The following is a 21,428-nucleotide window of genomic DNA, read 5'->3' on the forward strand; positions in this document are numbered from 1 at the left end:
ATCACTCTTTCTACTTTTTCATCAGGCAGACTGTAAACTGGTGCTGAAGAGTAAACTCATGGAGAGAATCGTGACGTCTGGACAAGAAAGTATGTAATGATTGCAGTAATCCTTCTTTCTCCGTATCCTCTAAATGAGAGAGCCAGGAAAGGGACCCTACGCGCTCGCACCAGGACTGTATGGTGAAATCAACCATATAGTAAAATGTATAAAAATCTTTGATCGTAAAGTCCGCTTGCTGCCATTCTAACAACCACTCCACGGGAATGCCATTCACTTGATTGCCCTGATCAGCTTTTGCTTCCGGGGTTTCACCGATATATTCATGTAAAAACGTCATCGTATCCTTTACTACTTCCTGAGTCGGAAGGAAGCTTGAATCGCTTACAATAAACGTTCCTTTCTCCTTCAAAATCCGCTTCATTTCATGTATCGCTTTCGGGCGATCGAATAAATGCCAGCTTCTATGGCTCATCGTTATATCGTAATAGTGATCTGGCAGATTCGTTGATTCTGCAGTGCCGGTCAGATAAGGGATCTCAAGGTATTGCCTGCTTTCCAATGCCTTGGCTGTTTTCCTCAGGTCAATGGAAGGCTCGACACCGATCACTTCGGCTCCACGCTTATGTAGCTTTCTTGTCAAAGCTCCGGTACCTGAACCAATTTCAGCCACTTTCCTTCCTTCCCACACAATTCCTCTTACCTTCAACGTATCAAAAAATTGATGCGGAATATCATCACAAGACGCAGCGTAACGGGAGGTCACATTACTAAAATTCACTTCCATTCACTCTCTTCCCCTATCATAATTGATTTTCACTCTGCTGAACGTTACGATTTCATGTCAACTCCATCACAGCCGCCTGCACAAAGAGCCTTCCTACATACTACATTCTGTATGCCAAGGGGAAACTCCTGCCGAGGGACGGACCTCGCTTCCCTTTATATCGTCATAATTTGGAATCCTTTAATTGATCGGTTACTTTATGAAATTAGCCTATTTGGCCAGGTGATAAACCTAATAGGATATTATATTTCTATCATTTTAGAGGGGGATTTCATTAAGAAATGGAGGTCCGTCCCTAAAAAAAACGGTCATCTGAGATGACCGTTTGCTGTGCACGTGTTCTTTAGTTGTTGGCTCCTGCTGCGATCCGCTTTACGTTTTGTTCGGCGGTTTTCGTGAGGTCCGGGGTGAATCCGTTTTTCATCCGCTTGTTTTCTTCGTTGAAGTAGTCTTGGACTTCCTGGTCGAATTCTATTTCAATAAGATCACGAATGTCTGTAATTCTGAGGGCGATCATAATGGATACAAGGTGAGCCACTGTTAAGGATTTCTTCTTGAAATTCACTAACTCATTGATCGTAGCCACTCTTAATCCTGTTAAGCGATGAAGATCGCCTTGAGTCAATCCTCGTTCACGCAGGATTTCTCCCAATTTAATGTGAATTTTATGGGGAAATTTATTTAGCGTTTCTATAACAATTGTATTTGTCTTTTGGTGAATCATGATGCTTCAGCTCCTCATCCTATATCATATTAACTTGAATACACCCATTCGTGAACCGGCAATAAATACCATCCCAACGGGTACTTATGACCATTTCCTTTTGAGCATCCAGGAAGCATCATGAACCACCTGAAAGAAGACCTCCGAAACGTATTCCGGGGGCTCCTGCCATATTCTAACGTTTTACATCAATATATTTTGAACGAGGCTCGTCTTCAAGCTTTCGTACACTTCCTGCCAGACCTCTCTATCCTTGATGTACTGAGAGGTCAAGCGCTGGATCATCTCTTTCTGCTTTTCAGGGAAAAGTTCATGATCCCTCGGGGGAAGCTTCGCCCGCTCATCATCGACGATCTTTTTCATCATTGGAGCTCTCGGCCCCCACACAAGCTTCTCCTGACCTTCCTTATCAATAAAAATGAAGATCGGAATGGCTCTCGACGTTCCATTGGTTAGATATTGATCCATCAGTTCAAGATTTTCGTCCCTCAGTATCATCCGAACGTCCAGATTGGCCGCCTCCGCAACAGTAAGAAGAATCGGGATGTTCAGCATGGCGTCACCGCACCAATCCTCCGTTATGGCAATCACCCTTAAAGATTGCTCTCCCAGTTGATTCAACACATCTACGTCTTCTTGCGGAATCTTAAAGCCCTTTCGAATGGCTTCTGTATTTTCTTTATGAGCACTCATATTCTCTATGTATTCTTCCGGTGTCATTCCTTTATCAAACCATTGTTCCAAGTTCATTCATTTTCCTCCTCCAGTGGTTCTCAGGCAGTGAATCACTGTGCTCTTTTCTTGGAAATTCTCTCTCTAGCATATGCATGTTTGTCGTAATCTACAAGTGAAAGTCATATAGAATTCAATCAAAATTTCAATTGTACGATTATGCCTGTAGGAATATAATATAAGAAAAGCAACTTCGTGAACAGGTTCGAATGAACTGGCCCCTGACGAAACTTTTCCATAAAAAAAGGAATAGCTGCGCTAAGCTACTCCTAAAGCCATTTTTCCAGAGGGGGTTGGAAATAGGTAAGTATGGAAAAAGGTATCTCTTTCTTGCCTCTTTCCCTGACAGAAAAAAAAGCTGACTCAATTGTCAGTTTCATCCTCTCATTTTTTGGTTAAATTAAATGGGTATAGGACGACTCTTTCCATTGAACCATCTTAGACATTCTGTGATTTTTCAATTATTTTTGCCACTTTATTGTAGTAGTAGTTCAGCTCGACTAGGCTATCTGCCTCCTTCAGCCGCTTAAGGTAGTGGTTCGCTTTTTCATAGTCTTCTGGTGGCAGTTCAACCTTGATTCTATTTTTCTTCCACTTCGCCAACAGGTTTCACCTCATTATGGTTTGGAGATCCTCCCTTAGAGGTCGGTTCGAGCTGATAATGAGATAGCTCTTGAATGTAGGATGCTTTGGTACTTGCTAAATTTTGTTCGATTTTTCGTGTGATGACGGAACTTCCCCCGATTCCCGATAATAAACTGATATAGATGACGTACCACATCGGGACGGTGTCCACCACCGGTAACACGGACAGATACCCTGCCAGAACCCCTATGATAATATCCTTCGTTGAGCCAAAAAGATAATGTTTTTCACCCTGGTCATCGATGAATTTTCGCGGAAAAGTGAAATGACCATTTTTGAAAACCAGAATATGTCCTAAGCCCCCAATACCACCCATCAACATTGGCAACAAGATCACTTCGAATAAGGACATTCTATCCACCCTCTGGAATCATTTACTATTATTATATATTATTTACAGAAAATTCAGAATAGATAATTGGACGCAATTTTGTCCACTAAAGGAGCGCCATTATGAGAAAAATTGTGATGAAAGTCTCGTCAGTCGACAAACTTCGATTTCAAAACTATATGATGCAGCTAAAAAGAGCCGAAACGAAAGTAGAAGCAGATACTTATTACCGCTTAGCCAAACAGATCCTGGAGAAGGCAAAAAGGAAACGAATATGATGATTCCTTACTGTGCTCCTTGTAAAAAACTCAAAAAAAAGAAGAGCCACTACAGCCCTTCTCTCTGAGTCCGCCTTTTTAGTTGACACCTACCGCATTATACGCAGCATTCACACTTGCCACTTCAGCACTGCCAGAACCATATAAATCCGTTGCCGCCTGAACCGCCGCCGAACGCAGCTGGCTGTAGTTTGATGATGGTGTCAAGTATTGAGTCAGGGCACGATAATAAATCTTCCCGGTCTTGTCCGTTCCGATTCCCGTTACCTTCACCCCATAGTGTGTACCACCTTGACTTAACAGGTAAGCCGCCTTATTCCCGATTCCGCTGTTGATATGAACCCCGCCATTATCCTGTGTCCCTGTGTATCTTACTGAATAGTGATCGGGATCACCGTATTTGGCCGGATCAGACATGGATCGAAGCGCATCTCCACCCTTATTAGGTGTATAAATGTCTTCCCCGATCTCCCAATCCGGATTATTATTTGCGTCGTACTCTACCAATGTTCCAAAAATATCCGACATAGATTCATTGATGGCCCCTGATTCATTTTGATAGATAAGATCGGCTGTTGTATCCGTCACGGCATGCGTCAGCTCATGGGCGATGACGTCAAGTCCGCCGGATAATGATACGAACGTCGATCCATCCCCATCACCGTATACCATCTGCTGCCCATTCCAGAATGCGTTATTATAGTTTCTTCCGTAATGGACAGTCGATTTCAAGGCTGCTCCATTTCCGTCATAGCTATTTCGGTTATGGGTATTTTTATAATAATCGTACGTGGTTCCTGCATAATAATGGGCATCTACCGCTGCTGCGTCATAGCTTGCGTTAAATACATTGTCGCTGTCTGCCCACAGGGAGCCGGGAAGACGTGTGCGGTTTGAACCGTCATACGTGAAAATGCCATTTCCTCTCGTACGATCCTGTAAATAATAGGTGGAAGACGAAAGATACGTATTGAGTGATTTCGTATCTCCCAATACGCCCTTACCAGATCCGACAGTGTCCGTGCCTCCAACAGCTCCGCCACCGCCGCCGGGTTTACCTGCTCCGTTATTTGCCTCATGGATTTCATTCACCTTGGCAAGGATATCGCCTGTGACAGCATCCACGAAATAATTCCAGTTCCCAGGCTCCGGTGACAGGAAATTATAGTTTACGAGATAGGCATAATGAGCTTCCCCGTCTTTCACATAGATTACTGAATCAGATTTTGGGGCATATTCATAATCAGGCTGACTGCCTACTGCCTTAATCAAATCCTTTTCAGCTGTTGAAACAGCTTCTTTTTTTGATAGCTTCTTCGTTTGTTTCAGGTTTTGTTTCTCATCCAGGTTCGCTGCAGGTGCTCCCGATAATGCTGTGAGAACTCCATCTTTATTTACGTGGGCAGTCAGAACAGCCCCATAAACAGGAGTTCCCTTATATACTTGCTGGATGCGAAGATATGTAAATCCCAGATCATCCTTCTGCTTTTCTACTACTTTGAACGATAATGTTGAATCACCTTTAAACTTAAACGTCTTTTGTTTGGCTGTTAAATAATCAAATACCACTGTTTCCGGAGCCTTTGAAGACGCCTTTGTTAATTGACCCGAAATAAATTGAGGAGTCCCCATCTGTGAATTGAAATTCACTTTCTCACTGACACTCGAAGCTCCAAATGCTTCTTGTGCTAATACCGGACTCATCATTAATCCTGCTGTTAATCCTAATGCAACGACTTTTTTCTTCAATTACAACACCTCTTTATAAGAATTTTCTAACTATTTAAAACATTAGATATACTATAATACAAGCCTCCAACATTACGAACGAGCCGAAAGACCTAAAATTCACCTTTTCCAACATCGGGTTAAATGACCTATTCAAAACGGGCAAAAACCACTTCAATCAGGAAAACTTGAACAAAAGAGGCTGGGACAAAAGTGTTTTGTTAAATGAAAACCCGAACGATCATTCGAAATTTTTTTTGAAAATCGAAATCGTTCGGATTCATCATTTGGTTATTTACTTAAATTGATGCTTTGGGATGGAATGTGGATATTGCTACACCATTGCATACACCAACTCTTATTCTATTAGTTGCAGTGACCGATTACAGGTAATCATACAAATACTCTTTTTCACCTGGTATGAATGGTCCATTCTGCCCCGGCACACCCCAAATGATCTAACATTCGAAAACGATAGTCTTTCTATTCATAACAACAACCTTAGTGAAATGGACGTATTATAATTGCTAAAGCATATCCAATGTATATAGCAGGATCCAGCTGTTGATTGGAGTGCAAGACGAAGACTCCTACGGGAAAAGCGGAATAGGTGAGACCCCGCAGGAGCGAAAGCGAAGCCACTGAAAAAGTAGTCACTTTATAAAAATGCTGTTTTTTAGGGGGTCAAATATGTCTCCCTACCAGTCTATCGTCGCTTAGAAGCGAATCTGGAGCCTCGTTTTTTAAACATCATTTTTCATCTCTAAAATGCTGGACTTTTTCAGTGGCCTCAGCGAAAGCTGTGAGGAGGCTCGCCTTCCGCCCGAGGAAAGCGAAGTCTTGCACGGAAATCAACAGCGGTGAAACAAGTGACCCTAACTGATTTTTGATTATTCGTCTTTAGATAAAATGGATATAGTTACGTCCAAGCCTTTTGCACAAAGAAAAGCCCCCAGAAAACCAATTGGTTTCAGGGGGCAATTCAATCAAAAGTAATGATTAACGTTTTTGAATTTCTTGAAGTAATAGTTTGTTTACAAGCGGCGGATTGGCCTGACCTTTTGTCGCTTTCATGATTTGACCGACAAGGAAGCCGATGGCGCGGTCTTTTCCGTTCTTGTAATCTTCGATGGATTGTGGATTCGCATCCAGAGTTTCCGTCACGATCTTGAGTAAGGCACCTTCGTCAGAAATTTGAACAAGACCTTTGTCTTTCACGATTTGCTCAGGATCTCCACCGTTTTCTACTAATTCCTTGAACACTTTCTTCGCAATCTTGGAAGAAATCGTTCCTTTTTCGATCAACTCAATCATGCCTGCGAGTCCTTTAGGAGTCAGCTTAACATCCTCCAGTTCCTTCTGCTGTGCATTCAGGTATGCCGAAACTTCACCCATCAGCCAGTTAGAGGCAAGCTTCGCATCCGCACCTGCTTCAACGGTATCCTGGAAGAAATCAGACATTTCCTTCGTCAAAGTCAGAACCATGGCATCGTACGCAGGTAAGCCAAGTTCCTCTACGTAGCGCTTTTTACGCTCATCCGGAAGCTCAGGGATCTCTGCACGGATGCGGTCCATCCACTCTTGGTCGATATGCAGGTGTAGTAAATCCGGTTCAGGGAAGTAACGGTAATCATCCGAGCCTTCCTTTACACGCATGAGAATCGTTTTACCCGTCGATTCATCAAAACGGAGCGTTTCCTGCTGAATCATCCCACCTGATAATAGAACCTTTTCCTGACGGACGATTTCGTATTCCAATCCTTTTTTAACAAAGTTAAAAGAGTTCAGGTTTTTAAGCTCGGCTTTCGTTCCGAACTTCTCCTGACCGATTGGGCGCAGGGAAATGTTGGCGTCACAACGAAGGGATCCTTCTTCCATCTTACAGTCTGAAACGCCTGTGTATTGAATGATGGATTTCAACTTCTCAAGGTACGCATACGCTTCTTCAGGAGTACGGATATCCGGCTCGGATACGATCTCAATCAGTGGTGTTCCTTGACGGTTATAGTCGACAAGGGAATAGCCGTCGCCTGAGTGCGTCAGTTTCCCTGCATCTTCTTCCAGGTGCAGACGAGTGATCCCGATGCGTTTCTTCTCACCGTTCACTTCAATCTCGATCCAGCCATTCTCACCGATCGGCTTATCAAATTGAGAAATTTGGTACGCTTTCGGATTATCAGGATAAAAATAGTTTTTACGGTCAAACTTTGTATCCGTGGCGATCTCACAGTTCAATGCGATCGCTGCTTTCATACCGAACTCAATGGCACGTTTGTTAACGACCGGAAGAACACCAGGGTATCCAAGGTCGATCACGTTTGTATTTGTATTCGGCTCTGCTCCGAAATGGTTCGGTGCCGGAGAAAACATCTTACTGTCCGTTTTTAATTCTACGTGGACTTCTAGTCCGATTACTGGTTCAAAGTTCATTGATTTCACCCCTTACAGTTGTGGTCTTTTTGTATGGAAGTCTGTAGCCTGCTCGAATGCATGAGCTACGCGATAAATCGTGCTTTCGTCAAAATGCTTTCCGATGACCTGCAGTCCAAGCGGCAGTCCCGTTGAAGAGAATCCACAAGGAACCGAGATTCCCGGCACGCCTGCAAGGTTTACTGGAATCGTTAAAATATCATTGGCATACATCGTTAATGGATCATCGATCTTTTCTCCGATTTTAAATGCAGGAGTCGGCGTTGTCGGTCCGATGATGACGTCATATTTCGCAAATACATCTTCAAAGTCTTTCTTGATCAGCGTACGGGCCTGCTGTGCTTTCTTGTAATAAGCATCATAGTAACCAGAGCTCAATGCAAACGTTCCAAGCATGATACGACGCTTCACTTCGTCCCCGAAGCCTTCTGCACGTGTTTTTTTGTAAAGATCAAGAAGGTTCTCTGCGTTCGGCGTACGGTATCCGTAACGAACACCATCGAAGCGTGCAAGATTGGCAGACGCTTCAGAAGATGCTAATAAGTAATACGTTGAAACACCGAATTTAGAATGAGGAAGGGAAACCTCTTCCCATGTTGCACCCATGCCTTCCAACACTTTCAGTGAAGCAAGAACGGCCTGGCGGGCTTCTTCCCCGACACCTTCACCTAAATATTCTTTCGGAACAGCAATTTTCAAGCCTTTTACATCACCTGTAAGGGCCTCTGCATAATTCGGAACCTCTACATTCGCTGAAGTGGAGTCATTCGGATCAAGCCCGGCGATTGCCTGCAGCAGGTACGCGTTGTCTTCTACATTACGAGTGATTGGTCCGATTTGATCAAGTGAAGATGCGAATGCTACCAGACCGAAACGCGATACGCGCCCGTATGTAGGCTTTAATCCGACAGTGCCCGTGAATGCTGCCGGCTGACGAATCGATCCACCTGTATCAGATCCAAGTGAGAAAGGAACTTCCCCAGCTGCAACAGATGCTGCTGATCCACCTGAAGATCCGCCTGGAACCGTTTCAAGATTCCAAGGGTTGCTCGTCTTTTGGAAACCGGAGTTCTCAGTAGATGAACCCATCGCAAACTCATCCATATTCAATTTACCGATCGTGATCGTATCGGCACTATGTAATTTATTGATGACCGTCGCATCATAAATCGGATTGAAGTTTTCAAGAATTTTACTTGCACAGGTTGTACGAAGACCCTTTGTAACGATATTGTCCTTAATTCCGATCGGCATTCCGAAAAGAAGGCCTTTACTTTCATCCGTACCAAGCTTCGCATCCATTTCCTTCGCTTTACTGCGGGCATTTTCTTCATCCAATGTTAAAAACGCCTTTACTTTATCTTCCACGGCATCGATTCGTTTGTACGACTCGTCAACAAGATCTGTGACAGATACTTCTTTCTTATGTAAAAGTTCATGAAGCTCTGATAATTTATGGTCAAATAATGACATGAGGTCCCCTCCTTAGTCCAAGATCGATGGAACGCGAACTTGTCCATCTTGTTTGTCTGGTGCGTTCTTCAATACTTCTTCACGTGGCAGTCCTTCAACAGGCTTATCTTCACGCATCACGTTCTTCATATCCAGTACATGACTCGTTGCTTCCACATTTGAAGTATCTAATTCATTCAGCTGCTCGGCAAACCCGATAATCGCATCCAGCTGAGTTGTAAACTTCTTCGCTTCATCTTCAGTGATGGCTAGTCGTGCAAGGTGTGCTACATGCTTTACCTGCTCTTCAGAAATTCTAGACATCTTCTTCACCTCCGTATATGTTCGAACACTCACAATACTATTGATAATACCAAAATTCGCTTCATTAAAGCAACTATGATAAGAGATAACCATTGTTAAGGACATGGCTGATTCTTGCCCATACCTCCGTCTATTCTATCACGAAATGAGGGGTGGGTGTGATTTTGTGAGGGATACTGGTTTAGACTGTCCGCCCCTGTATAAATGATAGGGATAGATTATCTTTTTTAGCTGGGGAGTGGTTCTTCATGGTGATTCATGGACGATTTGGCGTGGATTCTATGATTGAGATCTTCCTTCGCGATTTTCTGAGCGAAGTCTCTGCTAATTTATGGAGGAAAAGGATGTCAATAGGGGGCATGGGGAATAGATTGCGTCATTATGGCTGATGATTGCGTCATTTTTCAAATAATTGCGTCATTATTTTATTTATTGCGCCATTTTTCTTTTAATTGCGTCAATTACCATATGATGGAATAAATTTACACTATTAAAGGACTACCCGTCCCCGAAACCGAATCTATAAAAAGAGGTGATTTCATGAAAATACACAGTTTCAAACAAAATACCGGAAAATCCATTCAGCAATTCAACAGCCAAAATGTGACTATCCATCCTTTGTTAAGGCCTGTTGAGCCGTTTCAGATCGGTTACTTATATCTAGAAGCCAACAGCGTGCTGGGCATGCATCCCGCTATGTGCGATCAGCTTCTGATGATCACGTCTGGACGTGGATGGGTGAGGGTCGAGGGAGGAGAAAAGATTACAGTGGAACCGGGCATGGCGGTCTTCTGGCAGGAAGGTGAAATGCATGAATCCGGATCCGATGATGGTATGACTGCCATTGTAGCCGAAGGAAGCAGTCTCGCCCCCGAGCGATACCTCCCTACCAACTAAAGCATTCCATTTGCTTCCTCTCCTTCATTTGATTACCTTTAAATAGAGTACGTAAATGGAGAGGGTTTTCTACATGCATCCAATTCTATCAGCCTTCATAGCAGGGGTTATAGGCGGCGGGCTGTTCACGCTCCTGCATCTTCCTCTGTCCTGGCTTCTAGGTTCCATGGTTTCTGTCTTTCTCATTAACAAATGGACAACATTTGAGCTGGCATGGCCATCTTATCTCAGGGATCTTGGATTGATCATTGTCGGCTATGCCATCGGGCAGTCGTTCAGTCAGAAAACGATGATTGAAATCTTCACTCAGCTTCCTTCCATGCTGACGATGACGGTTGCGATCATTGCCTTCAGTATGGTCCTTGCTTACATCACGTCCAAAATGACGGGAATCGGTTTGTCTTCGACGATTACCGGTAGTATTCCTGGTGGGCTTTCACAAATGGTGGCTCTCGGGGAGGAAATGAAGAATATTGACTTAACCGTCGTGACGATCCTTCAGGTCATCAGGCTGTTATCGGTCATCTTTGTGGTACCGTTCATGGTGTTCAGTCCCCTATTAGCTGGAGGGGGGACGGGTCCCGGTCCTGCGGGGCGCCCCTTTGAGCTTCCTTCTTTTCCCTTGGGGTTTGTCCTTTTTTTTATGATTGCCATTGCAGCAGGCTTCATGGCTAGAAGAATCCACTTGCCTACCCCGACCTTACTTGGCCCGATCCTGGTGATCGGCGGCTTCATGGTGGCTGAATTGCCGGTCCCGCATATGCCCGGACTGTTCATTATCCTTGCTCAATTATCCCTGGGTATTTATTTTAGTTTCATGATGAATTTCTCGTCATCCAAATCGATGGGCAAGTTTATCTTATGGTCGTTATTTACTTCCCTGTGCCTGCTTTTAGGTTGTGTGGGACTAAGCTTTTTATTGAGCCGCTGGCATGATGTGTCTTTTTTGACCGCGTTCATTAGCATGGCTCCCGGGGGTATGGCAGAGATGGCACTGGTCGGACAAGCCGTCAACGCAGATCTTTCCATCATTACCGGATACCATTTATTCCGGATTTTATTTATTCTGTTCATCATCCCAGCGATTTTGAAAGGGCTTTTTAAACTCTCGATTTTTCAAAAAGGCAATCACGATTAGAAAAGCTTATTTTTAATGGATGAGAATAGGCTTTTCTTTTGTTTTTGCTTTGGCTTGGATTTTGCTTCAACCGCTTTCTCACTTTTTTTCTGCACATATATCTCTTCCTGATCAATGGCATGATCATAAGCGAGAACGAGTCCGATATCCGTTTCGATTTCCTTATTGGTAACCATGGAAAACGACACGTGATACGAATCGGCAAGCTTGATGTATTTAGATAAAAAGGTGTAGCTCATGTTACCATTCAGTAAAAGTTTTGCATCAGGATGCTTTTTCAAATGATCCTGAACTTCCTTGTATATTCCCTTTTCCCTCACCTGACTTTGGGTAAGGGCAATGACGATCCGCTCTCTCAGGGTCCCCAGAAACTTCCTTCTTTCATCAGGCTTGGTTTGTTTTTGTCCATATATTCCATTTTCCAAATAATCATCCATTGTTGGCTTACTCAAAAACATTGCACCTCCAAAACGTCTTATTTCAGTTTCTCCTACACTATATGTTTACATGTGTTCATTTGGTTCTGTCCCATTTTCTCTTATGGGAATGCTTTCAGGCAACTAAAAGGGTCCGCTCTGAAACGTGAGCGGACCCTCTGCCATTTATATAAACAATGATTGTAAAATCGCCTTCTGAACATGCAATCGATTCTCCGCCTGTTGAAATACGGCGGAACATGGACCGTCGATGACGGCTGCAGTAACTTCTTCTTCCCGGTGTGCCGGAAGACAATGGAGGAATGTCACATTGGGAGAAGCATGACTCAACAGATCTTCATTCACTTGATATCCTTTAAAGTCCTGGAGGCGCTTGAACGCTTCCTCTTCCTGCCCCATACTGGCCCAAACGTCCGTGTAGACGACATCAGCACCCTTCACCGCTTCATTCGGATCATGGGTCAGGGTAAAACTCCCTCCGCTGTTCACGGCCAGATCCACCGTTTTCCCTATGATATCTTCCTTCGGTTCGTACCCTTTAGGACAAGAAACGACGACCTCCATCCCAAGCATGGTACAGAGGATCATAAAGGAATGGGCCACGTTATTGCCATCGCCGATATAGACGACCTTCACCCCTTTCAACGTCCCCTTGGTTTCCAGGATCGTTAGGGCATCGGCCAACGCCTGGCATGGATGATACGTATCGCAAAGTCCGTTGATGACGGGGACACTTGCGTATTCTGCCAACTGTGTCACCTTCTCCGTCTCGAATGTGCGAATCATGATCCCGTCCACATAAGATGACAGGACGCGTGCCGTATCCGCAATCGACTCTCCTCTCCCAAGCTGGATATCACGGGAATTCAAATAGATGGCGTGACCTCCCAGTTGGAGCATTCCCGCTTCAAATGACACTCGTGTTCTCGTGGATGACTTTTCAAAAATCATTCCGAGAGTCTTTCCTTCGAGGCTCTTCGAGTAAGGGTTTTCCTTCAAGTACTGAGCCAATGATAAGAGTTCATGGACTTCTTCAGCTGTGTAATCGAGCCACGTGACGAGGTCTCTTCCTTTTAACGACATTTTCTCCGGAGAGGGTGCAATGGTTGAATGATTCATACTCGGCTCACTCCCTGTATGGATTTTGAATGAACTAAAGGCTTCTGTTGAACATGTGCGTTTTTGCTCCGCATGAAGGCTTGCAAGGTTTCTATTTCGGTTATAACGATGACACCTGCTTCCAAAGCAGCAATTCTTCTCTTCTTCATCGTATCCGTTTCCTCATTATTGAAGTAGACACATGCATGATCGGTTTTGATCCATTCACTGAATGATGGTTCTTGAGCCGTTTGATATTGCTTAGCCTGCTCACAATCGACGTACATGGTTCCCCCTGCTTCCACTCCCCCATGCAGCTCTTCAAATACTTTGTATAGAGCTTCTTCAACGGTTTCACCGAGACAAAGCCCCTCTCCCGTCGACTTCATATTCGCACCGAGGATCTGATCGATCTCCGGCAGGGCATGGGATGAGAACACGGGATACTTCACCCCGACTCCTTTTATTTCGGAAGGAGGGTCAAAAGCATCGATGGTCAAACGCTCCCCGCACATGAGATCCGTGGCCATATCGATCAACGGAAAGCCAAGGACCTTACTGACGATCGGTACGGTGCGGCTCGCCCGGGGATTGACTTCTAATACATACACTTTTCGACTCTGCAGCAGGAATTGAATATTCATGATCCCTTTATACTGAAGCGCGGATACGATATTACGGGCATACCCTTCGATCGTCTCCTTGATTTCCGCCGAGAGGGATTCGGAAGGGAAGATGGACATGCTGTCCCCCGAGTGGACGCCCGCCCTTTCAATATGCTCCATCACACCGGGAACATAGACGTCCTCCCCGTCTCCAACAAGATCGATCTCAACTTCCCGACCTTCTTTAAATTCATCTACTAATATAGGAAAATATTCTTCATCTGCGGTTTGGATGAAGCGCTGCATTTCCTCAAGGCTCTTCACTTTCACCATCCCTTTGCCACCGATGACATAGGAAGGGCGACATAGAAGAGGAAAGGCCAGATTTCCGGCAACATGTATCGCTTCTTTTTTACTGTGGCAGATGTCCCCTTTCACACGGGGGATCTCACATCCATCAAGCAGTTGATAAAAACGCTCCCGATCTTCAACTTGGTCAATGATATCGGAAGAGGTCCCGAGCAGTGTGATTCCCTCCCCTTCTAACATACCGGCAAGGTTCAACGCCGTTTGTCCACCAAATTGAATCAGTACGGTATCGACCTTCTCATGCTCGATGATGGAAAGGACCGCTTCTTTCGTTATCGGTTCAAAGTATAATCTGTCTGCAGTTTCATAATCGGTACTGACGGTTTCAGGATTGTTATTCACCATGATTGTGGTGTACCCGTGCTCTTTCAAGCGCTGGATGGTCTTGACGGCGCTGTAATCAAATTCGACTCCCTGGCCGATCCGGATCGGCCCCGCCCCGATGATCAGGACTTTTTTCTCCCCTGGTAAAGACTCGATTTCATTTGTCCCATAATACGTTGAATAGGCATAGTTCGTGATGGCCTCAAACTCCCCGGCGCACGTATCGACCATTTTGAATACGGGAATGATTCCTTCTTCCATTCTTAAACCGGCGATATACGCTTCAGTCATTCCCGTCAGTCCGGCAATGGTTCTGTCTTCAAACCGTAACTCCTTCGCTTCTTTCAATAGCTTTGCACTGAAGGAAGAGCTTCTTAGCTTATGTTCCATATTAGTAAGATTGCTCATAACCGACAGGAACAGCTTATCGATCCCTGTCATTCCGTGAAGGGATTCGATTGATCGTCCCCCTCTTAACAATTCCATCAGTTCAAAGAATCGTGAATCCGTCGGCGTCACTACCTTTTTCTCCAATTCTTCCAATGATAGATCGGACATCCCGCCATACAGGCTCTCAAGGGAAAGGTCCAACGATTGAAGCGCCTTTTGAAACGCCGCCTCTAATGAGCGCTCAATCGCCATCACTTCTCCCGTTGCTTTCATCTTTGTGCCGAGTACCCGATTGGCTTCAGGAAATTTATCAAACGGCCATCTCGGGAATTTTACCACCACGTAATCAAGAGCAGGTTCAAAGCTTGCATAGGTAGTCCTGGTCAGAGGATTGATAATTTCATCCAATGTGTAGCCGACCGCAATCTTCACTGCGACTTTGGCGATGGGATAGCCCGTTGCCTTGGATGCAAGAGCCGATGATCTGCTCACACGCGGATTCACTTCAATGACATAGTATTGGCTGCTGTTAGGGTCTAAAGCAAATTGTATATTGCATCCTCCCACTACTTCCAATGCGCTGACGATCTCAAAGGCGGCCGTCCGGAGCATATGAAACTCCCGGTCTGTCAACGTCTGGGATGGGGCAACAACGATGGAATCACCCGTATGGACCCCTACCGGATCGAAGTTTTCCATATTGCAGACCGATATACAATTTCCTTTCGAATCTCTCATCACTTCATACTCGATTTCTTTGAAACCGGCGATGCTTTTTTCCACAAGCACTTGATGGATCGGACTCGCTTTCAAACCGGATAGAACGAGTTTTTTGTATTCCTCCATACAAGAAGCAATCCCGCCGCCTCTTCCGCCTAACGTATAAGCAGGACGGACTATAATCGGAAGGGCAATCTCTTCAGAAAAAATGAGGGACTCTTCCAGGTCATGGACGATACTGCTTTCGGCCGTCGGGTGACCCAGTTCATCCATTAATGAACGGAACTTTTCTCTGTCCTCCCCTTTTTGGATCGAATCAACGGACGTACCGAGCAGTTTCACACCGTACTTCTCAAGCACTCCTTTCTCATCGAGCCCCACGGCCAGATTCAAGGCGGTCTGCCCACCGAGACTTGCTACCAACCCATGTGGCCGTTCCTTTTCAATGATGGAGGTCAAGGTCTTTACGGTCAGTGGTTCACAATACACTGTGTCGGCATAAGCGGTATCCGTCATGATCGTGGCCGGATTATGATTTACAAGCACCACTTCATAGCCCTCTTCTTTCAGGGCAAGACACCCTTGTGTGCCGGAATAATCAAATTCAGCCGCCTGCCCGATGATGATCGGTCCCGATCCGATGATCAGGATTTTTTGAATACTGGAATCTTTAGGCATACATTTTCTCTCTCCCCGGTTGTTTAATCGATTGATAGAATTGCTGGAATATCCACGAAGCGTCTTCAGGTCCAGGACGTGCTTCGGGATGGAATTGAACGGAAAGGATCGGCTTACTATGATGCTGAAGGCCTTCAAGGGAACCATCATTGACGTTCATAAATCGAGCTTCAAGCCCTGTCCCGATTAAACTATCTTTCTTCACGACATAATTATGATTTTGTGATGTGATGAACACCTCACCCGTATTGTTGTCCATGACCGGGTGATTCGCCCCTCTGTGCCCGAATAACAATCGTTCCGTTTCCCCTCCCAGTGCAAGGGCGATCAATTGATGACCCAGGCAGATTCCAAGCGTCGGCATTTCCAGGATTTTCTCTTTCAGCTGTGGTAAGAAGGACATCATTTCCTTCGGATCCCCAGGGCCGTTGGATAAAACCAGTCCATCGACATCCAGCTGATCCAACTGAGCCAGTTGGTGATACGGGATGACCGTCACGAGACAATCCATTTTCAACAAGCTTGATACGATCGATTTCTTAACACCGAAATCGACGACGGCGATATGCTTGCTGCCGCTTCCCATTTGAAAAATTTCTGAAGCAGCGACTTTTTCGATTTGGCCGGTGAGTGTTTCTTCCTCAGGAAACACTTCTGTATATGAAATGCATGCATTTTGACTTCCCTCATGACGGATCTCTTTCACAACCTGTCTCGTATCAACCCCTGTCATAAAAGGAATCTTCCATTTTCGAAGATAGTCCTTAAGGGACGAAGCGGCTTTATAGTGGGAAAATAATTCAGCTGAACCGAGCATGACGACCCCTTTCACCTGAGGCTTCCCGCTTTCGAAATCGTCTTCGTTCACACCGTACTGGCCGATGAGGGGGTAAGTGAAAACGACGATTTGATCCTTATAGGAAGGGTCTGTCAGCACTTCCTGATACCCCGTCATTCCTGTAAAAAATACAATCTCACCCTGAACAGGTTCCTCTTCCTCCATCATGACTTTCCCTGTAAAAATGCTGCCGTTTTTCAAACATAAGTACCCTTTCATGAGTTGACCTCCTCTGATGAATAAATAATTGTATTTAAGTATTTTTATACATTCGCCGTTAAAAAAATTCAGCAGACTTCCGCTGATTGATGTTGCTTGATTGTACGGACTAAAATGTGAAGAGCCTGATCGAGTTCCGCTTTGCTGACCGTCAATGGTGGTAATAACCGGATTACATGTGCTCCTGCCGGAAGGGTCAATAATCCATTATGACGGAGCTCGGCAATGATATCACTCACTTCCTTATCGAAGGAGATACCAATCATGAACCCGATCCCTTTTACTTCTTGGACAATGCGATATTCCTGGAGCTGAAGGGTTAGCTGGTCCATAAAATACTGCGATTTATGTTGAACATCTTTCAGGAATTCATCTTCAAAAATGGTTTCCATGGTTGCTTTCACTGCCGCCATCGCTAACGGATTCCCTCCGAATGTCGATCCGTGTGTCCCTTGTGAAAAGGATGAGATGAGTTCTTTCTTCCCCATCATGGCCCCCACCGGGAATCCGCTCCCGAGTCCTTTCGCAACCGTGACAATATTCGGATCCAGGGAATAGTGCTGGTAAGCAAACGGCAATCCCGTACGTCCCGCCCCTGTCTGGACTTCATCGATGATGAGTAACGCATCCAGTTCGCGGCATTTGGCTTCAACGGCCTGCAAAAAGGAAAGTGTTCCCGGGTTGACTCCCCCTTCCCCCTGGATCACTTCGAGCATGATGGCCGCCACATCCGCGTCCTTCACATCTGAAAGGGTCTCCTCATCGTTATAAGGAAGATATTCAAAGGTCGGCAGCAAGGGACCGAATCCGCTATGGATCTTCTCCTGTCCGGTTGCACTCATTGTTGCGAATGTACGGCCGTGAAAGGATTGCTTAAAGGTCAGGATCTTCGTTTTTCCTGTATGTTTCTTCGCAAGCTTGATCGCCGCTTCATTCGCTTCCGCTCCGCTATTGCAGAAGAAGACGGCATCAAGGCCGCTTGCAGAAGCGAGGAGTGTGGCGGCCTCTTCCTGTTTCGTGATCGTGAACAGGTTCGATACATGCCAAAGTGTATCCATTTGTCTCTCCACTGCTTCTTTTACAACAGAAGGGGAATGCCCTAAGTTACAAACGGCGATTCCAGAGATGAAATCCAAATAGGATGTACCATTATGATCCTGTACCTCCGTACCTTTACCCGAGACCAATTCAATGTTTAATCGATTATACGTTGGGAATACATGACTCATATCGCCTGCACCTCTTTTCCTTCTGTAATTCGCGTGCCGATCATTTCCCCATCCTGGATGATGGAGTCCTGGCATCCGACAATCATCACTTCATTAATATGTTTGTTCAAAACAGATAGAGCCGCCTGCACCTTAGGGATCATTCCACCGTAAATCACGCCGGATTCAATATAATGCTGAATGACATCGATTGTTACACGTGAAACAAGTTCACCGTCCTTCAAGATTCCAGCTACATCGGTGACAAACACCAGTTTCTCTGCCTTCAGCGCTTGGGCGACGGCTGCTGCAGCAAGGTCTGCATTCACATTCACCCTTTCTCCTTCGCCTGTCGTTGCAAGAGGGGCGATCACCGGCAAGTAATGTAATGATAGTAGATTGTGCAGCAGCGTAAGGTTGACCTCTTCAATTTTCCCGACAAACCCAAGAGACTCTTTATCTATGAAACTCGCCTTGAGTAAATGGGCATCGTATCCGCTTAACCCGATGGCTCTTACCCCTTCACGGTTGAGTTGATGGACCAATAGACTGTTCACCTTGCCCTTTAATATCTGTTCGGCAATACCGAAAACATCCTTCGTGGTCTTTCGCTGACCGTTAATGAATGTGGACTCAATTCCAAACACGTTAAGTGTTGCCGTAATATCAGGACCCCCGCCGTGAACGAGAATCACATGATAGTGCTTCTGAAGATCTTTTATGCTTTTATAGAAAAGGGACGATAGCTCAGAAAGAATACTTCCACCGAGTTTCACTACAATCACAGGTTTATGTTCGGTAACTTGCATTGATTTTGACGTAATCATACGTAAGGTCGCACCCCCAGGCTTTTCCGATTCCCTTTCCACTCTGCAGTGATACCGAAATGCTCACATGTTCAGCTTGCATGTACCTGCTGACTTCTTCTTCATTGAAAGGTTGAGGAGTCCCCTTTGAAAAAACGAGTGTGTCCCCGATGCGGATATCACATTGATGAGGGATTAGGTCGACTCCGCTATGTCCCAGCGCCCCGACGATCCTTCCCCAGTTCGGGTCCCCGCCGAAGAGGGCCGTCTTCACCAGATTGGAACCGACGATTTTTTTTGCTAAAATGTTGGCATCTTGATGAGACGGGGCTCCTGTCACATTCACTTCCACCAGTTTGGTTGCGCCTTCCCCATCTCTTGCGATTTGTTTCGCCAGATCTTCACATACAAGGGTCAGTCCTTTTTGAAAGTGAGTCCAGTCAGGATGATCGTCGTGAAGGGCAACATGTTCCACCATGCCATTCGCCAGACTGATGACCATATCGTTGGTGGATGTTTCCCCGTCCACGGTGATTTGATTAAAGGATTGATCGATGGCTGTTTTAAGGGCAGTCTGCAGTACGTCCGATGAAATGGTGGCGTCGGTTGTGATAAAGCCGAGCATCGTCGCCATATTGGGGTGAATCATCCCCGAGCCTTTCGCACAGCCTCCGATGGTGACGGTTTTCCCGTCGATCATTACCTGATAGCACGACGACTTCTCGATTGTATCCGTGGTGAGGATGGCCTGTTGGAAAGACTGTGCACTTTCTGGATCCGCATCGACCTGAATTTCACTGCAGCCCTTTTTCATCTTATCCATTGGAAGCCATTCTCCGATGACACCTGTGGATGCAACAGCGACGTACTCTTCGGGAATCTGGAACCGTTCGGCGGTCCATTCCCTCGTTTGATATGCATCCCTCAACCCTTGTTCACCTGTACACGCATTTGCAATGGCACTATTTACGACGATTGCTTGTAGTTTATGAGATTGGGAGATGCTTTCCTGTGTGACTTTGAGGGGAGCCGCTTGAAAATGACTTTGCGTATAAACCGCTCCGCATTGTGCAGGTTTCTCACTGTAAATGACACCGAAATCTTTTTTAGCATATCGCAGGCCGGTATGCATACCGCCAGCTTTATATCCAAGAGGTGACAGAATCGTTCCTCCCTTGATCGGTTTCACTGTTTCTTCTTTTACCAGTTTCATTGATTCTCCCCCTCTTATGGATAAATTGGATAGTGATGAAGACCGGTCATTTCGTCTAACCCCAGCATCACGTTCATATTTTGCACCGCCTGACCTGCCGCGCCCTTTACCAAATTATCAATCACTGACACAATCGTCACCCGGTTCGTCCGTGGATCGGCTTTGATGGATAGGTCACAGAAATTCGTGCCGAATACTTCTTTGGTGCTCGGGAACTGCCCGACCGGACGGATCCTGACGAATGGATGCTTTTCATAAAAGCTTTGATAGCGGGTATGTAACTGCTCAGTGGTGCAGGTGTCCTTTAAGTCCGCGTACATCGTCACCATGATCCCCCTGGTCATGGGAATGAGATGGGTTGTGAATGTGATCGGGCCCGCTTCACTGCTCCATTCCTTCAATTGCTGTTCAATTTCAGGAGTGTGCTGGTGCTGATGGACTTTATAGATTCGTAGATTTTCCTGAGTTTCAGCGAAGTGACTGGATTGAGTCGCTTTCCTTCCCGCCCCGGATAAACCGGTTTTGGCATCGACGATCAAGGATTGAGGTTCTATAAGATCCTGTTGATAAAGCGGAGCCAGCCCCAGCAGGGTCGCTGTCGGGAAGCAGCCGGGATTGGCAATCAGGTCCGCTTCCCGGATGGCGCGTCGATTGATTTCAGTCAGTCCATAGACGGCTTTCTCGAGGACATCCTGCGGAGCAGATTCTCCTTTATACCACTCTTCATACTCACCCGGATCCTTTAAGCGCAGGTCTCCTGAAAGATCGATCGCTTTTGCCTTTTTTCCGATGAGCTTATGAGCAAGCTCCTTTGAAACGCCGGAAGGCACCGCCAGGAATACGAAATCAAGCTGTTGCATCTCTTCAATCATGATCGGCTTCACTCTTTCTTGGGAAAGACCGGATAAATGCGGATACTGTTCCGCATATGAACTTCCTTCCAGAGAAGATGAATATAAAATACATACATTCACATTCGGATGATTCGACAACAGACGATACAACTCCACACCACCATACCCAGTACTCCCAACAATACCAACCTCCAACACCTCTC

General features: G+C 45.5%; 20 protein-coding genes. 3 read left to right on the forward strand and 17 right to left on the reverse strand.

Going from position 1 to position 21,428, the window contains the following annotated elements; genetic code table 11:
* Positions 1-10: 10 nt before the first annotated feature.
* The 5 genes from ACSQ2E_RS20940 to ACSQ2E_RS20960 form a co-directional block, all read right to left on the reverse strand.
* Positions 11-787, reverse strand: a complete 777-nt coding sequence (locus tag ACSQ2E_RS20940; protein ID WP_435993832.1) for a class I SAM-dependent methyltransferase — start codon at positions 785-787, stop codon at positions 11-13.
* A 343-nt stretch (positions 788-1,130) separates the two neighbouring features.
* A complete protein-coding gene (locus ACSQ2E_RS20945) occupies positions 1,131-1,511 on the reverse strand; it encodes a helix-turn-helix domain-containing protein (RefSeq protein ID WP_435993834.1) in 381 nt (126 codons plus the stop codon).
* Between the two features lie 183 nt (positions 1,512-1,694).
* A complete protein-coding gene (locus ACSQ2E_RS20950) occupies positions 1,695-2,261 on the reverse strand; it encodes a thioredoxin family protein (protein ID WP_435993836.1) in 567 nt (188 codons plus the stop codon).
* Between the two features lie 420 nt (positions 2,262-2,681).
* Complete coding sequence (locus ACSQ2E_RS20955) at positions 2,682-2,846, reverse strand: hypothetical protein (protein ID WP_258263430.1); 165 nt, start codon at positions 2,844-2,846, stop codon at positions 2,682-2,684.
* The gene (locus ACSQ2E_RS20960) at positions 2,824-3,240 is read right to left on the reverse strand and encodes a DUF4257 domain-containing protein (RefSeq protein ID WP_435993839.1); all 417 of its coding nucleotides are present in this window, start codon (positions 3,238-3,240) and stop codon (positions 2,824-2,826) included. The genes ACSQ2E_RS20955 and ACSQ2E_RS20960 overlap by 23 nt, the downstream gene beginning before the upstream one ends.
* A 101-nt stretch (positions 3,241-3,341) precedes the next feature.
* On the opposite strand from ACSQ2E_RS20960, the gene ACSQ2E_RS20965 reads away from it, so the two are divergent.
* Positions 3,342-3,497: a hypothetical protein gene (locus ACSQ2E_RS20965; RefSeq protein WP_435993841.1), complete on the forward strand. Its 156-nt coding sequence runs from the start codon at positions 3,342-3,344 to the stop codon at positions 3,495-3,497.
* Between the two features lie 78 nt (positions 3,498-3,575).
* Here the strand turns inward: ACSQ2E_RS20965 and ACSQ2E_RS20970 are convergent, their stop codons facing one another.
* The 4 genes from ACSQ2E_RS20970 to gatC all read right to left on the reverse strand — a co-directional run bounded on the left by ACSQ2E_RS20970 (position 3,576) and on the right by gatC (position 9,431).
* Complete coding sequence (locus ACSQ2E_RS20970) at positions 3,576-5,204, reverse strand: M4 family metallopeptidase (protein WP_435994677.1); 1,629 nt, start codon at positions 5,202-5,204, stop codon at positions 3,576-3,578.
* Between the two features lie 1,020 nt (positions 5,205-6,224).
* The gene (gene gatB / locus ACSQ2E_RS20975) at positions 6,225-7,655 is read right to left on the reverse strand and encodes an Asp-tRNA(Asn)/Glu-tRNA(Gln) amidotransferase subunit GatB (protein ID WP_406685864.1); all 1,431 of its coding nucleotides are present in this window, start codon (positions 7,653-7,655) and stop codon (positions 6,225-6,227) included.
* A 12-nt stretch (positions 7,656-7,667) separates the two neighbouring features.
* Complete coding sequence (gene gatA, locus ACSQ2E_RS20980) at positions 7,668-9,128, reverse strand: Asp-tRNA(Asn)/Glu-tRNA(Gln) amidotransferase subunit GatA (protein WP_435993843.1); 1,461 nt, start codon at positions 9,126-9,128, stop codon at positions 7,668-7,670.
* Between the two features lie 12 nt (positions 9,129-9,140).
* Entirely contained in the window at positions 9,141-9,431 is a 291-nt protein-coding gene (gene gatC / locus ACSQ2E_RS20985) for an Asp-tRNA(Asn)/Glu-tRNA(Gln) amidotransferase subunit GatC (RefSeq protein WP_034760864.1), read from the reverse strand.
* Positions 9,432-9,971: 540 nt separating this feature from the next.
* Here gatC and ACSQ2E_RS20990 point away from each other — a divergent pair.
* Together ACSQ2E_RS20990 and ACSQ2E_RS20995 are read left to right on the forward strand one after the other, a co-directional pair.
* Positions 9,972-10,328, forward strand: coding sequence for a cupin domain-containing protein (locus tag ACSQ2E_RS20990; RefSeq protein WP_435993846.1), 357 nt, complete (start codon positions 9,972-9,974; stop codon positions 10,326-10,328).
* Positions 10,329-10,401: 73 nt separating this feature from the next.
* Positions 10,402-11,466: an AbrB family transcriptional regulator gene (locus ACSQ2E_RS20995; protein ID WP_435993848.1), complete on the forward strand. Its 1,065-nt coding sequence runs from the start codon at positions 10,402-10,404 to the stop codon at positions 11,464-11,466.
* Here ACSQ2E_RS20995 and ACSQ2E_RS21000 read toward each other — a convergent pair.
* The 8 genes from ACSQ2E_RS21000 to argC all read right to left on the reverse strand — a co-directional run bounded on the left by ACSQ2E_RS21000 (position 11,463) and on the right by argC (position 21,420).
* Positions 11,463-11,918 (reverse strand): YueI family protein, encoded by a 456-nt coding sequence (locus ACSQ2E_RS21000; RefSeq protein WP_435993850.1) that lies wholly within the window; start codon positions 11,916-11,918, stop codon positions 11,463-11,465. The two genes, ACSQ2E_RS20995 and ACSQ2E_RS21000, sit on opposite strands and share 4 nt — an antisense overlap.
* Positions 11,919-12,068: 150 nt before the next feature.
* Positions 12,069-13,022, reverse strand: coding sequence for an ornithine carbamoyltransferase (gene argF, locus ACSQ2E_RS21005; RefSeq protein ID WP_435993852.1), 954 nt, complete (start codon positions 13,020-13,022; stop codon positions 12,069-12,071).
* Complete coding sequence (locus ACSQ2E_RS21010; RefSeq protein ID WP_435993854.1) at positions 13,019-16,087, reverse strand: carbamoyl phosphate synthase large subunit; 3,069 nt, start codon at positions 16,085-16,087, stop codon at positions 13,019-13,021. The genes argF and ACSQ2E_RS21010 overlap by 4 nt, the downstream gene beginning before the upstream one ends.
* Positions 16,080-17,144, reverse strand: a complete 1,065-nt coding sequence (locus tag ACSQ2E_RS21015) for a carbamoyl phosphate synthase small subunit (RefSeq protein ID WP_435993856.1) — start codon at positions 17,142-17,144, stop codon at positions 16,080-16,082. Before ACSQ2E_RS21015 ends, ACSQ2E_RS21010 begins: the two co-directional genes overlap by 8 nt.
* 68 nt (positions 17,145-17,212) lie before the next feature.
* On the reverse strand, positions 17,213-18,373 hold the full coding sequence (locus ACSQ2E_RS21020) for an acetylornithine transaminase (RefSeq protein ID WP_435993858.1): 1,161 nt from the start codon (positions 18,371-18,373) through the stop codon (positions 17,213-17,215).
* Positions 18,370-19,179 carry an acetylglutamate kinase gene (argB, locus tag ACSQ2E_RS21025; RefSeq protein ID WP_435993860.1) on the reverse strand — a complete coding sequence of 270 codons (810 nt, stop codon included), beginning with the start codon at positions 19,177-19,179 and terminating at the stop codon, positions 18,370-18,372. The genes ACSQ2E_RS21020 and argB overlap by 4 nt, the downstream gene beginning before the upstream one ends.
* Positions 19,142-20,371, reverse strand: coding sequence for a bifunctional ornithine acetyltransferase/N-acetylglutamate synthase (gene argJ / locus ACSQ2E_RS21030; protein ID WP_435993862.1), 1,230 nt, complete (start codon positions 20,369-20,371; stop codon positions 19,142-19,144). The genes argB and argJ overlap by 38 nt, the downstream gene beginning before the upstream one ends.
* Before the next feature lie 14 nt (positions 20,372-20,385).
* The gene (gene argC, locus ACSQ2E_RS21035; RefSeq protein ID WP_435993864.1) at positions 20,386-21,420 is read right to left on the reverse strand and encodes an N-acetyl-gamma-glutamyl-phosphate reductase; all 1,035 of its coding nucleotides are present in this window, start codon (positions 21,418-21,420) and stop codon (positions 20,386-20,388) included.
* Positions 21,421-21,428: the final 8 nt, after the last annotated feature.

This window comes from Rossellomorea sp. LjRoot5 (genome assembly GCF_964253455.1).
GTDB lineage: Bacteria > Bacillota > Bacilli > Bacillales > Bacillaceae_B > Rossellomorea.

What these genes read in the sequence shown, in the direction of transcription:
- ACSQ2E_RS20960 (WP_435993839.1), bottom strand. Translation starts at nt 3,240, where the DNA reads ATGTCCTTATTCGAAGTGATCTTGTTGCCAATGTTGATGGGTGGTATT.
- ACSQ2E_RS20950 (WP_435993836.1), bottom strand. Translation starts at nt 2,261, where the DNA reads ATGAACTTGGAACAATGGTTTGATAAAGGAATGACACCGGAAGAATAC.
- gatA (WP_435993843.1), bottom strand. Translation starts at nt 9,128, where the DNA reads ATGTCATTATTTGACCATAAATTATCAGAGCTTCATGAACTTTTACAT.
- argF (WP_435993852.1), bottom strand. Translation starts at nt 13,022, where the DNA reads ATGAATCATTCAACCATTGCACCCTCTCCGGAGAAAATGTCGTTAAAA.
- gatC (WP_034760864.1), bottom strand. Translation starts at nt 9,431, where the DNA reads ATGTCTAGAATTTCTGAAGAGCAGGTAAAGCATGTAGCACACCTTGCA.
- ACSQ2E_RS20970 (WP_435994677.1), bottom strand. Translation starts at nt 5,204, where the DNA reads ATGATGAGTCCGGTATTAGCACAAGAAGCATTTGGAGCTTCGAGTGTC.
- ACSQ2E_RS21015 (WP_435993856.1), bottom strand. Translation starts at nt 17,144, where the DNA reads ATGAAAGGGTACTTATGTTTGAAAAACGGCAGCATTTTTACAGGGAAA.
- ACSQ2E_RS20990 (WP_435993846.1), top strand. Translation starts at nt 9,972, where the DNA reads ATGAAAATACACAGTTTCAAACAAAATACCGGAAAATCCATTCAGCAA.
- ACSQ2E_RS21010 (WP_435993854.1), bottom strand. Translation starts at nt 16,087, where the DNA reads ATGCCTAAAGATTCCAGTATTCAAAAAATCCTGATCATCGGATCGGGA.
- ACSQ2E_RS20965 (WP_435993841.1), top strand. Translation starts at nt 3,342, where the DNA reads ATGAGAAAAATTGTGATGAAAGTCTCGTCAGTCGACAAACTTCGATTT.
- gatB (WP_406685864.1), bottom strand. Translation starts at nt 7,655, where the DNA reads ATGAACTTTGAACCAGTAATCGGACTAGAAGTCCACGTAGAATTAAAA.
- ACSQ2E_RS20995 (WP_435993848.1), top strand. Translation starts at nt 10,402, where the DNA reads ATGCATCCAATTCTATCAGCCTTCATAGCAGGGGTTATAGGCGGCGGG.
- ACSQ2E_RS20940 (WP_435993832.1), bottom strand. Translation starts at nt 787, where the DNA reads ATGGAAGTGAATTTTAGTAATGTGACCTCCCGTTACGCTGCGTCTTGT.
- ACSQ2E_RS21020 (WP_435993858.1), bottom strand. Translation starts at nt 18,373, where the DNA reads ATGAGTCATGTATTCCCAACGTATAATCGATTAAACATTGAATTGGTC.
- ACSQ2E_RS20945 (WP_435993834.1), bottom strand. Translation starts at nt 1,511, where the DNA reads ATGATTCACCAAAAGACAAATACAATTGTTATAGAAACGCTAAATAAA.
- argB (WP_435993860.1), bottom strand. Translation starts at nt 19,179, where the DNA reads ATGATTACGTCAAAATCAATGCAAGTTACCGAACATAAACCTGTGATT.
- argJ (WP_435993862.1), bottom strand. Translation starts at nt 20,371, where the DNA reads ATGAAACTGGTAAAAGAAGAAACAGTGAAACCGATCAAGGGAGGAACG.